Annotated in this window: 14 protein-coding genes; 7 read left to right on the top strand and 7 right to left on the bottom strand. The window is 62.2% G+C overall.

Features of this window, described 5'->3' with window-relative positions:
• Nucleotides 1-48: 48 nt before the first annotated feature.
• Both U1872_RS08080 and U1872_RS08075 read left to right on the top strand, forming a co-directional pair.
• Nucleotides 49-270, top strand: coding sequence for a hypothetical protein (locus tag U1872_RS08080; protein WP_332792371.1), 222 nt, complete (start codon nt 49-51; stop codon nt 268-270).
• Nucleotides 271-298: 28 nt separating this feature from the next.
• The gene (locus U1872_RS08075; RefSeq protein WP_332792370.1) at nt 299-535 is read left to right on the top strand and encodes a hypothetical protein; all 237 of its coding nucleotides are present in this window, start codon (nt 299-301) and stop codon (nt 533-535) included.
• On the opposite strand, the gene U1872_RS08070 is transcribed toward U1872_RS08075, so the two are convergent.
• Nucleotides 509-1,399 (bottom strand): hypothetical protein, encoded by an 891-nt coding sequence (locus U1872_RS08070; protein ID WP_332792369.1) that lies wholly within the window; start codon nt 1,397-1,399, stop codon nt 509-511. The genes U1872_RS08075 and U1872_RS08070 overlap by 27 nt on opposite strands.
• 148 nt (nt 1,400-1,547) lie before the next feature.
• Here U1872_RS08070 and U1872_RS08065 point away from each other — a divergent pair, with 148 nt between their 5' ends.
• On the top strand, nt 1,548-1,841 hold the full coding sequence (locus tag U1872_RS08065; protein ID WP_332792368.1) for a hypothetical protein: 294 nt from the start codon (nt 1,548-1,550) through the stop codon (nt 1,839-1,841).
• Between the two features lie 44 nt (nt 1,842-1,885).
• On the opposite strand, the gene U1872_RS08060 is transcribed toward U1872_RS08065, so the two are convergent.
• The gene (locus U1872_RS08060; RefSeq protein ID WP_332792367.1) at nt 1,886-2,161 is read right to left on the bottom strand and encodes a hypothetical protein; all 276 of its coding nucleotides are present in this window, start codon (nt 2,159-2,161) and stop codon (nt 1,886-1,888) included.
• Nucleotides 2,158-2,481 carry a hypothetical protein gene (locus U1872_RS08055; protein ID WP_332792366.1) on the bottom strand — a complete coding sequence of 108 codons (324 nt, stop codon included), beginning with the start codon at nt 2,479-2,481 and terminating at the stop codon, nt 2,158-2,160. The genes U1872_RS08060 and U1872_RS08055 overlap by 4 nt, the downstream gene beginning before the upstream one ends.
• A 341-nt stretch (nt 2,482-2,822) precedes the next feature.
• Between U1872_RS08055 and U1872_RS08050 the strand changes: the two genes are divergently transcribed.
• From U1872_RS08050 to U1872_RS08040, 3 genes are read left to right on the top strand one after another with little or no spacing between them, the layout of a single operon-like run.
• Complete coding sequence (locus U1872_RS08050; protein ID WP_332792365.1) at nt 2,823-3,236, top strand: HK97-gp10 family putative phage morphogenesis protein; 414 nt, start codon at nt 2,823-2,825, stop codon at nt 3,234-3,236.
• 32 nt (nt 3,237-3,268) lie between these two features.
• Nucleotides 3,269-3,712: a hypothetical protein gene (locus tag U1872_RS08045; protein WP_332792364.1), complete on the top strand. Its 444-nt coding sequence runs from the start codon at nt 3,269-3,271 to the stop codon at nt 3,710-3,712.
• 3 nt (nt 3,713-3,715) lie between these two features.
• A complete protein-coding gene (locus tag U1872_RS08040) occupies nt 3,716-7,558 on the top strand; it encodes a tape measure protein (RefSeq protein WP_332792363.1) in 3,843 nt (1,280 codons plus the stop codon).
• 9 nt (nt 7,559-7,567) lie between these two features.
• On the opposite strand, the gene U1872_RS08035 is transcribed toward U1872_RS08040, so the two are convergent.
• From U1872_RS08035 to U1872_RS08025, 3 genes are all read right to left on the bottom strand, one after another.
• The gene (locus U1872_RS08035; protein WP_332792362.1) at nt 7,568-8,437 is read right to left on the bottom strand and encodes a PDZ domain-containing protein; all 870 of its coding nucleotides are present in this window, start codon (nt 8,435-8,437) and stop codon (nt 7,568-7,570) included.
• A 101-nt stretch (nt 8,438-8,538) separates the two neighbouring features.
• Entirely contained in the window at nt 8,539-9,078 is a 540-nt protein-coding gene (locus U1872_RS08030) for a hypothetical protein (protein ID WP_332792361.1), read from the bottom strand.
• A 322-nt stretch (nt 9,079-9,400) separates the two neighbouring features.
• Nucleotides 9,401-10,228, bottom strand: a complete 828-nt coding sequence (locus tag U1872_RS08025; RefSeq protein WP_332792360.1) for a KilA-N domain-containing protein — start codon at nt 10,226-10,228, stop codon at nt 9,401-9,403.
• A gap of 387 nt (nt 10,229-10,615) precedes the next feature.
• Here U1872_RS08025 and U1872_RS08020 point away from each other — a divergent pair, with 387 nt between their 5' ends.
• A complete protein-coding gene (locus U1872_RS08020; RefSeq protein ID WP_332792359.1) occupies nt 10,616-11,251 on the top strand; it encodes an SOS response-associated peptidase family protein in 636 nt (211 codons plus the stop codon).
• 12 nt (nt 11,252-11,263) lie between these two features.
• On the opposite strand, the gene U1872_RS08015 is transcribed toward U1872_RS08020, so the two are convergent.
• A complete protein-coding gene (locus U1872_RS08015) occupies nt 11,264-12,661 on the bottom strand; it encodes a putative bifunctional diguanylate cyclase/phosphodiesterase (RefSeq protein WP_332792358.1) in 1,398 nt (465 codons plus the stop codon).
• Nucleotides 12,662-12,890 lie beyond the last annotated feature (229 nt).

The raw sequence follows: 12,890 nt of genomic DNA, 5'->3' as shown, positions 1-12,890 counted from the left end.
GCAACACCCGATAACGCGCGCGCTACCACAGGACGGGGGGTATACGGCATGAGCAGGATCAGCAAGCAGTACGGCTACACCGGCGGGTCTCAGCGCATCGTCGCCACCGTCGACGGAATCCGACGCCCGATCGCGTGGGGTGACGACATCACGGTGGAGGAACTTGGGTCATTCATGATGTGCGAAGAGTTCGTCGACATCGACATCGAGTGGGTGGACGATCCGGCTATGGAAGCTCGCCAATGGCCTCCACGCTACGGATTGCAATGACTCGGCCAATCCGCACCAAGCGCGGCCTATGGTCGGGCAACTTTACCCGGGGGCTACGGCGTGCGACCTGTTCGACATGACCCAGCGCAAGCGGACATTGAAGCGGAAGATCGCCGGTCTGGTGCCACTTGTTGCCCTGACGTTCGCATCATTCGGTGCGCTCGCGCTGATCGAGCGCGCGAGCGTAGTGATGGCGTGGATGATAGCCGTAGCCTGTGCGCTCGGGCTGACGCTGTATCTACTGCTCAGTCGGCAAAGCGAATGATGGCTGGCCTCGATCGCTAGGCTCGATCACGCGACTGACCGCCCGTTCCGTGACTTCCCATATTTCGCCGTGCAGTTCCTCGCGGCTCTGGACCTCGATCCGCATTGGCACCCCCGGGCGCATTGGCACCGACAACCTCCCAGCGTTGAGAGCCTCAAGGAAGGCGTGGTCCTTCATGGTTGCGCCGAACTCCGGCAACCCACCATGTTGGAAGCGCCACCGCCGTTCGGCATCCTTTAGCACGGGGCTGATCAAGATGACGTCGAGCTCGGAGACCACGGTCCGCCGCCGGTCGTCTTCGCTGCTCTCGACCGTCTCACCTGCGCGTTGCTTGAAATCGGCGCGGGGGACGATGTCGGCTGGCCTCTCGCCAGGTTGCGCGCTGGCGCCGACTCCACGGATCGCACCGTCTCGCTCAACCTCCCGAAATAGCGCCCGCTTGGGCCCCTCGGCGATGCTCGGCTTGAGTAATACGGCAACCCGTCGGGCAATGTCCTGCGCGTCCTCCTCAGCGATCTCCTGGCCGTTCGCAACTGTGCGGTGCTTCACGGCGTCGAGGATCTGATCGTAGGTCCATTCGAGACCGTGCTCCGTCAGCCAAAGCAAGATGCCGAAAAGCAGCGCCTTCGATGCCTTGCGGGTCGGGACCGCGCTGCGAACGAAGCGGAAGACAGCGTTGAGGCTCAGACTTCCTTCCGTGCCGCTGATTAGGTCAACGCGCAGTTCGCTCATCGGATCGAGATGAACAGCCATTTCCCGAATGGTTGCGGCCCATGCAAGTGCGGCCCGCGCGACCACCTCGATGTCGGCCCGCTGATCGGGCTCTAAGTCCAAGTACAGGCTGATTGTTTCTTCGTCTGCCATGCGTCCCCCGAAAACATCGCTAGAACGCATAACGGCTACGAGTCAAAGAGTGGCACCGTAAACGACCCGCACGTGATCCCGATGACCGTGCGTCATGTCGCATCGTCTGCCTGGCCCGAAACGCCCGATGCCGCCAGACTTTCCCACGATGTTCGTCATGCTTGGTTGGGAGGCGATCGAGGACCATTTCGAGACCGGGCAGACGGTCGTCCTACGGTGGATGCGTGAGGTGGGCGAGTTCCGGCTGATTGAACTTCGCCGCGCTTACATGCGAAAGATTCGCGCCGCAGCGGGATTCGCGACGATCACGGGATTGAAACCAGGCCGGAAGTTCGGCGGCATCCCCGAAATGCGCTCAGGCGATCCGGCGCTCGAATTCATGCCGATCCGGCGGATGCGTCGCCAATACGAGCGTGACGTATCGTTTCCGCCGCTTCTTTAAGGCAAGCGGCCGAAATTACGAAAGAAACCATCGGCTAAAGCGCGTCAATCAACGTGCTGGGCACTGCTCGTTGCGACAGATTTAGTCTTCTTTACACGCGAATAAACGCTCGGCCGCTTCCTTACTCGCGCATCTTTTCGCTCCGCAATCGGCGTCAGCTGGGTGTCACGCACGAGGGCGTCGAACAGACCCGCGATTGGAGCGACGAATGTACGCAAGGCTTGGTTTGCTTCGGTCACGATATACTGCCCATTCACCATGAACCGGCCGGCGTCGGTTTGACGCTTGCCCGCAGATCCTTTGATTTTGATGTGGGTCATTTCGACCGCTCCAAGAGTGGCGCTAAGGCCAGTTTATAGATCAACTTGAGGGCTTCCACGGCCAAAAACAATCCACCGAGGAAAAGGTCCAAAAAGAAAAGCGACTTCTCGGCCAGCTCAGCCGGCTCGGTAAACCAGGTAGGCTGGAAACCAAAATAACGGATCACGTGTACCACACCCGCGAGGCATGCGGCTACTACCATGATCGTCGCAACCACAACGGCTCCAACCACGACATGGACAGCGAAGTCGACAATCGGTTTAACTGATTCTGGAAGGGCGAATCCGCTCGCTTTTTTCGCAGGCTGTCCATCGTCCATACCGTTATCGCCACCCCAATAGCACTTCAATGGCACGAAAAGATGGGCGAACGCTAGGCTTGCAGAAACCCGACGTTCGATCCCCGACGAGATTTACCGCCGACAACGAGGCGCCGTGAGCCCCTGTCGCCGTAAATGCCACGCCCTGCGGCAATACCATCCGCCGCATACCCCCGCGATGACCACGCCGGGGTCGGGAGCCGGCAAATGCATCAGATTCACGAAATCCCGAGATCGTCGGCGCCTCGTCCCCGCCGGCGCGCCGAAGTCCAGGCACAGCTTTCCTCCCGGTGCGCCACCTGGGCTTCGGCAACCTATCCCTACCTGTACGGCGATAGATCGTGATCCGCCTGACCGACAACGCGTCGGCCCGCCTGCGTCGTATCGCGGCCATTCCGATCCTGCCCGCGCTCGGTGAGGAACTGCTCGCCGCAGCTGCGGCGACGGCGGAGGACGCGAAATTTAGCATCCACGATGGCGCAATCTCGGGCAGCGGGCATGTGCCATCGGCACCTTTCGATCCGCCTAACAACGACACCGGCGAGTTGGCTGACAGCATCGTGGTCGGCGATCTTATCGAGACACCCGGTCAGATCCAGACCAGCGTGATCGTCGGGGCCGAGCATGGTCTGTACCTTGAACTCGGCACGTCGCGGATGCTGCCTCGCCCCTTTCTCCAGCCGGCCACCGAGCGCCAGCGCATCCCCCTCTTCGAAGCACTTGTCGCGCGGGTTCGCCAGATCACCGGCGCTTAGCACCACCGCACCATCAAACAGGACGCCACACTATGACCGACACTCCTTCGATTGACCTGGACGTTGCCAATGGCACCTATCGATTTGCGCTGCCGAGCACGTCTCAGATGCAGATAGAGCGCAGATGCCGCGTGCCGTTCGGGGCGGTCGCCGCTCGCGTGATGCGCGGCCGCCTGCCGAACGGCGACACCTCGACCACGGGGCTCATCACCGAAGCCGAATTCGGCGCGTTCGACTTCGACGCGATCATTCGCGAAGGACTCATCGCCGGCGGCTGGGCCAGCCTGCCTGGGCACCCAGATTACGTCATGGAAATCGGCGACGTCGATGGCTGGTTCACGACGGAATACCTCAGCCAATGGACGATCGAGCAGAAGTGGGCGTTAGCGGCTGCGATAATCGGCACGATGTTCTTCGGCCACCCCGCCGCGGGCAACCTACCGCAGGCCGCGGCTGATGCTGAAGCCGGGGGCTAGGCCATGGGCGTGGTTGTCGATCAGATCGTATCGGAATACATCGCCAAGGTGCAGGGGCATAACCAGGACGTGCAGACCGCCGTCGCTGCCCTCGACGCATACACAGCGGCGATCGAGCGGAACAATCGCGCCGGCGCGAAGGCCGACGCCGAATCCACGACGAGCCGCAAACGTCGCACCAGCGCCGAAGTCCAGGCCGCGCGCGAACAGGCCACCATCCAGAAACAGGCCGCGAAAGAGATTGCCGAAGCCGAGAAATCTGCGGCCAAGGCAGCCGCCGACGCGGTGAAGGCATCCACGCGCGCGCAGGCCGCCGACGTTCGCGCCGCCGAGCGCGAAAAGCAGGCCGCGATTAAGGAAACACAGCGGGTCGCTGAGCAGGCGGCTGCGACGGAAGCCAGTTCCGCGCGGCGCATGGCGAATATCGACGCCACCATCGCCACGCAGGCCGGGCGCTCGTCTGGCACGCGTAGCGGCCCGCTTAATGGCACCGGCACCAATGATGGACCGCAGCGGCCGCTCGCGTCCAATGCGGCTGCATACATCAACGGAGCGGAGCCGAGCGCAGCAGCCGCACGCGAGATAAACCATGAAATTGCCGAGCGCGCTACGCTTCAAGCGGGCTTGGTCGCTTCCACGCGCGAAGAGACGGTCCTTATTCGAGACCAGCTTACCCAGCTCAATCTGGTCGCGCAGTACAAGCGGGCCGGATATACCGAAACCGAGGCGGCAATCCGTGCCGAGGAAACGCTCTCCGCGCTGGAAGCGCGACGCGTTCGGCAAGCTGAGGAGCTGGCTGCCGCTCAGGCCGCGACTGCCGCCAAGCAACAGGCCGCGCTGGAAAAGCAGATCGCGGCTAACGCAACGAAGGTGTCGAGCGGCATCAGCCTGTTCACCGGCGCGCTGGTGGGTGGCATCACGGTCGGCGAACTGTCTCACCTGAATGACGAATATATTAAATTCAGCAACTCGCTCAAGGTGGCGGGTGTCAGCGCTGCGGACTTCGCGAACGTCCAGGACCATCTGCTCAAGACCTCGACGCGCACCGGCGCGAATATCGGCGCCCTCGCCGACACATATCGGTCGATCGCGCTCGCCTCGCATGATCTGGGGGCGTCGCAATCCGACATCCTGAAAGTGACGGATGCCGTCGCGAACTCGCTGCGCATCACCGGCGCATCGGGCGGCGCGGCGCGCGCTGCAATCCTCCAGCTCGGTCACGCGTTTGAAACCGGCCGCGTCACGGCGCGCGAGTTTAACGGGCTGGCGCTCAACGCCTATCCGATCCTCCAGGCAGCGGCGGCGGGGTCGGATAAGTACGGCGGGTCGGTGTCAAAGCTGCGCGCGGCGCTTCTGGCCGGCGATCTGTCGAGCAAGGACCTGTTCGATAGCATCCTCAAGGGCTCTGACATGCTGGAGAGCCGCGCGAACAAGGCGGCTCTGACGACGGCTCAGGGGTTCACGGCGCTGCAAAACGCGCTCGTGGTGTATATCGGGTCGGCGGATCAGGCGAACGGCGTATCGGCGGCCCTTGGCCGAGGTTTGCAGCTGATCGCGCAGAACCTCGACACTTTGATCCCGGCTATCGCCGCGGTGGGCGTAGCACTCTCAGTGGGTTTCACCGCCCGTATGATCGGGGCAGCGGGATCCGCCGCGAAGTTGCGGTCTGCCATGCTGGCGGCGTTCGGCGGCCCCGTTGGGCTTGTGCTCACCGCCCTCGTCGTGTCCCTCGCATCATTTTCTATCACCGCCAGCGAAGCGTCCGACAGCGCCACGAAGTCGGCCGAATCATTGGCCTCGCTGAAAGACGAACTCGGCACCGCCGGGGCGATGGCGAAAACTGCGGCAGGCGGCGTCAGTGGCTTCGGTAAGGACGCACTCGGTGCCATCCCAAGCGTCAATTCGTTCGCAGGGGCGGTCGGCAATCTTGCGCAGCAGCTCTACAATCAGGCGCGCGCTGCGCGCGTCGCGCAGGTCGAGACGTTCAAGGCGCGCCTTGCGAGCGCGCAGAAGGATGAAGCGGACGCCAAGGCTAAGACGCCTTCGGGGCAGGAGGCGAGCGCCGACCAGGCGCGTGGGGCGTTACGACGGGGCAATCTGCTCGCGGGCATCCCCGGCGCATTGAAGGATGCGTACGGCAGGATCGCGAACACCCTCTCTGCGGGTGAAAACGACCAGAACAATATCGCAGCGTATCGCGACAAACTCCAAGCGCGCCTTCTGATCCAATCGCAATATCAGAAGCTCACCGACACCAAGAACAACCCGATCGGTATCGGCGATCTACCCCAGCACGACACGCCAACCGACCCCAAGACCGTCAAGGCGCTCGCTGGGCTCAATACCAAGCTCGACGGGCTTGAGAAGCTGGCCGGTGGCGCGACGGGAAAGCGGCTGGAGCGCATCAACAGTCAGATTGAGAACACCAAGAAGAAGATCGAGGACATCAATTCCGGCGTCTCGGTGTCGGCGGCGAATGCGGCCGAGGGCGGTGGCGGCGGGACCGGTCGGCGCGGTCCATCTGCCGAGACGCTGGCACACCGTGCCGAGTCCGCGCGCCTCAAGGCGGTGCGCGACGATGAGGGTTACACCACAGCGCTGAAGCAGGCGCACGACCAGGAATTGCAGGCCGCGATCGACCTGTCGCACGACGCGCAGGCTCGTGCCGATCTGGAACGCCAGCGCGTGCGCGATGCGGCGGACGAAACGGCGAAGAACATCCGCGCCAAGGGCCCCAAGGACGCCAAACTCAACGGTGGCGTGGCAGGCACCGGCGAGCGCAACGCGGAAGAGACTGGGAACCTGCTCGGCTACAATACCCGTCTTGCCGACCTCAATCTCGCCAAGATCGATCAGGCCGAACGCCGCCGCAACGCCGAGGATCTTCGCAGCCTCGACTTGGCCGAGATCGATGCACGCCGCGATACCTTGCAGTCGCAGCAGCAGCAGAACCTCACGCTGGCCCAGCGACGCAGGCTGGCCCTCGATCTGCTCGACCTCGACTATCAGCAGAAGGCGATTGAGCTACAGGCGATCAAGGACGACACGACGAAATCCGATGCCGAGCGCGTAATCGCGGGCGACAAGCTGCGCGCATTGCCGGATCGAAAGGCGGCGGACGAGAAGGGTCTCGATCGTCAGTACCAAGGTGCCGGCGCGTCTTATTTGGAGGGCCTGAAGCTCGACAAGCCGCAGTTCCTGCAGTCCGAAGAGGTGAAGGTTCTCGACGATTTCAACCGCGGCCTCGACGACTCGGTGAAGAAGGCACTCCACCTCCACGGCATCTTTGGAGACATCATTGGCGACCTGATCGATATGGCGATCCGGCAGGCGGTCATCAAGCCGATCGCGAATGCGTTGTTCGGCGGTAGTGGCGACTCGGGCAGTAGCGGTGGCGGCGGGATAGGCGGATTTCTGGGGACCATCCTAGGCGCATTCACCGGTGGGGGTGGCCAATCCACCGCTGCTACCAACGCCGCGGCGTTTAGCCTCCCCGGGTTTGCGTCCGGGGGCTCGTTCATGGTGGGCGGCACTCCTGGCACGGATAAGAACATGCTCTCGATCGGCGGCCAGCCGCGCGCGATGGTTGGCGCGCACGAGATGGTCACGGTGACCAATCCGAATGTTGCCGCGTCGAACCGGTCGGTCCAGGCCACGGCACCGCAGTACACCGTTCTCGCGCCGCGCCACTATGACCTGACCAACTCGTTGATCGATCGCAACACGCTGGCGCAGATGAATGCCGAGAACCGCGCCTATGCCGATGCAGTCGGCAAGGCGGCAGCGCAATACGCGCTCGGGCCCGGTCTCGCCATGGTCAGGCGGGAAGAACGCGGTCGCAGTTAAGCGTTTCGGTCAGCCGGGGCGTTTCAGCACGACGTCCCCCTTGCCGATCAACGTCAAGGTGATCCGATCGCCCGCGATGCCGATCAGGCGCGCGAACGTTGGGCGATCGACACCCTTGATCGACTCGCCGTTCAATTTCGCGATGACCATGCCGGGGACGATCCCGGCAGTGCCAGCGATAGACCCGGGCGTCACCGTTTTGACGTAGGCGCCCTCGCTGACCATATCGACGTCGAAGCCAAACCTCGGGGTAGGCGCTGGCACCGTGGGATTGCTCGACAAGGCAGCCGAGAGCCCATGATCGCGCCGATATGCGTCGACGACCTGTAGCATGCCGACGATCTCGGCGGGCAGCATGCCGTCCTGCCAGTCCTCGCCGGCCTTCGCTTTGTACTTGAAGCGCCAGCCCAGCGCGGCGCCCGGTTGGTATAGCGATGCGATCCGTCTCAGCAGGGACTCGGGGACCGAGAACCCAAACGCTTCATCATGCGTGCAACCACCATAGGCGCTGCACCCAACGACGTCCCGCGCGATGCTGGTGACCTCGGCCGCTTCCGGCCCGTCCGGTGTCTCGTAATTGACCTGCTGATAGAAGCGCCAGTCGCCGCTGTAGGCGATCCGCTGGTAGACTTGGAATGTCGCCGCGCCGGTCTTTTTGTCGATGAAGGCGCGCAGGAAATTGTCGTTCCAGACGATGCCGAGCAGACCCCGCTTGTCCTGGAAGCCCGCCTCGGTGGTAATGGTCGCCGTAGTGTCGAGGCTGTCGTCGCTAACCTTCGCCGTCGATTGGAAATGCTCAGGCGTGAGTGCCAGCGCGACCTTCGCCGCCTTATCGGAGTGGCTATCAGCGCCCGCCGGCGATGCCGCCACCAGCATCATCGTGATCACCGCCCCCGCCGGTCGCCAATGCCGCATTTTTATCTCCCCAAGAGGCGCTTACGTTGCTCCGAGTACCCTGCTCGCGCAAGATCGGGTGACACTTACTGGTGCGCCATTCGGTACACCTCTTTCCGCATCCGTCCGACTTCGTCGAAGGCGGCTTCGAAGGCGGCATATTTTTCGGCGTAGTCCCGGTGTGCTGTCATCGCTCCCATCACTCGACGCTGTGCCTCGATGAACGCTTGTTCCGCTTGGTTCAGCCGCAGCACGACAGCGCGACCCTCGGGCGATCGGCGCTCGAGGATTTCCGCCCAAGATTGCCCCGCCTCCTCGAAATCCTCTTCGTCATCGGACATCGTGCGACACCCCGCTATCGTGGCCAGGTGCGAAACGGCTGGCGGCGCGATATTATAGGCAATCCACGCGGTGCGCGAGATGAAGGGATCAGATCGGCGGTGAAACCAGCGCTGCACTTCGTCGGCTTCCGCGGCGACGAATATCACTCGGCCGTGCGGATTTGGGGCAAGCCAGATTTCATCCACCCGGCTTGGGATCGCTGGGCGCAGCAGGACATGCATCCTGTTGATACGGTGATCTTCGCCCGTGGGACTGAGGCGGATCCGGTAGCGCGCTTCAACCACTCGCCAGCGGTGCCGGGTTAGGGGAACAGGTGCAGACTACGTAGCCTTCAGATACCAGGCGGCATCGGTGTATTTTATGACGAGCACCCAAGGCGCCGGGACAGAGCCAGACGTCGATGCTTGATTGCTGATAGCTAACCGAAGATCGGCCGCGGATAGGCTGCTGGGGACAAGATACATCGCCGACGGGAGATTATATACGCTTCCGTCGCCAGCGGTTATCGTCCGTCTGGCTCCAATGCGAGCCATTTTGGTGTGGAGATCCGCATAGTCCGGGTGAAGGCCGTGAAGCTCGATACGCACCAAGTAATCGGTCATCGGTTCACCCCTTGCCTGGGTAAGGAAGGGCGCGGTTCGCTTCGCGCGAAGCCAGCGCTGCGAGAGCGTTGTTCGCGATTTGCGCCGGGAGCTTCTGTTGCGAGACCATTGACTTCAGATACGCAGGCATCTTGTGAGGCACATAGACCTCTCGCAGCCACCGCTTGAATGTCGGTTGGGCGTCTTCTGGGTAGCACCAGGCATCCTGCGGGTTCGACCAAGCCTGAGGGAAATAGCTGGGATAGTTGTGCGGAAACTTCATCCTGGGGCCAAAGGTGCTTTCCAGCCCTGATTTGGTCCAGTGTGGCCCCCAGCATCCGCCAACGCTCAGATCTAGGATCATTCGCGTTCCGAAATCGGCGCCGTTCGAGATCATCGACGCAAATAGGTCAGCAATCTGTGCGAAAACACAGAAGTATCCAACGGGCACGTTGTCATAGACTAGGGATACGCGGTCCTCGAATTGCGCCCAGATACGATCGCTCGGATGTCTTCCGGACATCCACTCGACCACCCACTCCGAAACGCGAACCGCGAATTGCGGAGAAGCCCATTGGGCAAGATGGATCGAAACCTGAGGATGAACCCAAGTCCCCTGTAGTGCGGCAACACCGCCGTTGACGGACTGCACCAAGGTCGTTGCGGGAATCCCCGTAACGCTCGCTAGCTCCGCTAGAAAGGCGACGGTGCTACTGAGGCGATGGTAATCATTGAAGCGCTTGCCCGCTGCTTGGCACATGGCGGTGGCGTTGATGTACCCATCCGCCGCACGTTGGTCGATCAACGACCCTTGATAGGTGTGAGGCACTAAGGTGATCTGGCTTTCGGTCATATAACGGCTTCCTTATATCCCGTAGGACGGAGCCTTGACCGACAGAGAGGTAAGGAATATACCCTTCAGCGAACCACGGCAGCGCTCCCATCCAACGGGTTTGTTGCTTCACCAAAAGCCGCGTTTGGGTCTCGACACCCTTGCGCGGCTTTTGCGTTACTTGGCAGTAACGGTTTGTTAGGTATCGCACATTAGGTTTTGGCGCAAGCTGGGCCGTGAGGGCTTGTTCGGGCGTATTACCCCTAGACACCCCACAACGCACGCCGATGTCATCCTCCGGGCTCCCTAGGGCGTTTTCGAGCGAAAGTTGTATCGAGGGGTTGCCCCCTTAGATTACGCGCCCGATTTTCGCTGGTTGGGGCGGGTCGTCGAAGCTACGAACCGACAATGTGCAACCGCGCCCGCAACAGCTATGAGCCCGAGACGCTCCACGCCCACTTCGGGACCGTATTCGGCGTCGATCGCCCGATGGACAATCGCTTCAACCCAGTCGAGCTGATGCCGCGCAGCCGGGCGTACGTCGTGCGCGAGACCAGCCGCGGCCGGTGCCTCGATGTCATGTCGTGGGACGTCCTCGGCGGCGGCGCGGCCTGGCCGATGACCAACGTGCGCAACCTAGGCCTGTCGCAATGGCGGACGCTCGCCGCGAAGCCCGAGAACCGATGCCTGATCCCGCTCAGCGAGTTCTGCGAGTGGACGCCAGCGGCTTTCGACCTTGGCGACGGCAAGAAGCCGCTAAAGGGCGAGATGTGGTTTCAGGTGACCGACCAGCCCCTGTTCGCGGTCGCGGGGTTTTGGCAGGCGACCGCCAGGGGCAACGGGTTTACGATGGTGACGTGCGACGCCAACGAGTTGGTCGCGCCAATCCACCCAAAGGCGATGATTACCGTGCTTGAGCCCGCCGACCACGAGCGTTGGTTACGCGGGAGCTACGAGGATGTGGTGGCGCTCCAGCGGCCTTATGCTGCCGAGCGAATGACTGTGCGGGGGCCGGTCTTTCCGACGCGGCGGGACGAGAAATAGCGACCCGCTTCTTTACCGCCCGCTCGCTGCCACTTTGCCGATGGGCAAAACACTCTCGGATAGGAGGGAGCGACAATCATTCGAGCGCTGTGCTCGTTCGATGAGCAACTTGGTCATGGCGTCTCGATCGATCGCATGCGAAAATAAGTAGCCTTGGCCAAGAGTGCAGCCGGCCGCCTGTAGAAGCGCGGCCTGATCCTCTGTCTCGATCCCCTCCGCAATTACACGGAGGTTTAGCTTTCGTGCGATGTGAAGAAGTCCCTCGACGATAGCCATGCTCGCGTTGTCGGGTGCAAGACGATCGACGAAGCTCTTGTCGATCTTGATGATGTCGACCGGCACCGTCAGCAGATGGGTCAACGAAGCGAAGCCTGTCCCGAAATCATCGAGCGCCACCCGAAATCCCTTCGCCCGAAGCGCCTCAACCGTGTTTCTTACAGTGTCGTCGCCGTCCTGCATGTAGACGGTCTCGGTCACTTCGATAATGACGTGTTTCAGGGCAACTCCGACCCGGTTGAACGCTGCGGTAAGCAGGGTGTCGAGTGTACCATCATGCATATCGGCCGATGAGACGTTTATGCCGACATGCTGAAACGGAATTCCCATATCCAGCCACTCCCGAAGATCTGCCGCAACAAGGGCCATCATGCGGGCTGTCATAGCTTTTGCGACGTGCACGTCCTTCGTCGCTTCCTGGAAGGCAGCGGCCGGTAACACCCGATCTCCCAACCGCATCCTGCACAGGGCTTCAAGTCCAACTATCTCCCGGGAATCCAGTCGGACAACTGGTTGGTAAAACGCATCTATCCGGTTGTCGCGAAGCGCGGCATCGACTTCGCGGATGTTGTCGAGACGCTTGGTAATGGCGGTTCCGAGCCCTGGCCAATACCGCACGAAACCGCCGCGGCCGGTCTCCTTAGCGTGGTACAGCGCAAAGTCCGCGTTCTGGCGGACCCGCTCGGGAACGCGATCGCCCGCTGACAGCACAGCCCCTCCCACGGTCGCGCGGGGAACGACTGTGTGGCCACCGCATTCCGCCGGCTCGACGAGTGCCCCCAATATGCGTTCTGCGGACCGTTCCAGATCGAGCGGCGTATCTCTGGCCTGCAGCAGTATCGCGAACTCGTCCCCGCCGATGCGAAAAGCACGATCTGCCCCTACCTCTGCGGCGATCCTGGTGCTGGCGGTTTGCAGCAGGCGGTCGCCCGCATGGTGACCGAAGGTATCATTGACCACTTTCAGGTTATCGAGATCGAGGACGAGGATCGCCCACTGACCGAGCACGTTGCAATCCAACTCTGCCAAGGCCGCGTCGAAAGCTGCGCGGTTTGCCATCCCGGTCAGAGCGTCGATGAAGGCTCGCCAAGGTCCGGCGCGCACGCGCAGCAGGCGGATGGCGACGTGTTCCAAGCAGTCGATGATGCGGAGAGCGCGTGGTCGAGCCTGTTGCTTACGCTCGTTGCTGGCTCTGCAGGGCGAATGAAGTCGATGCGCTGACCGAGGAACTTGCTGCCGAGCCGAGGGTGAGCAGCCGCCACGGCAGGTCGCGCCGGTAACGCAACGGCGTTGAAACTCACGAGAGTTTTTCTCACCGCCGGGCACTTGCCCACAACCGCCATCGCAGAATACCGGGTCAGAA

Source organism: Parasphingomonas frigoris, assembly GCF_036663815.1.
Classification (GTDB): Bacteria; Pseudomonadota; Alphaproteobacteria; order Sphingomonadales; family Sphingomonadaceae; genus Sphingomonas.
Note: the sequence above shows the minus strand (reverse complement) of the source record. Positions and strands in the feature narration are given on the sequence as shown.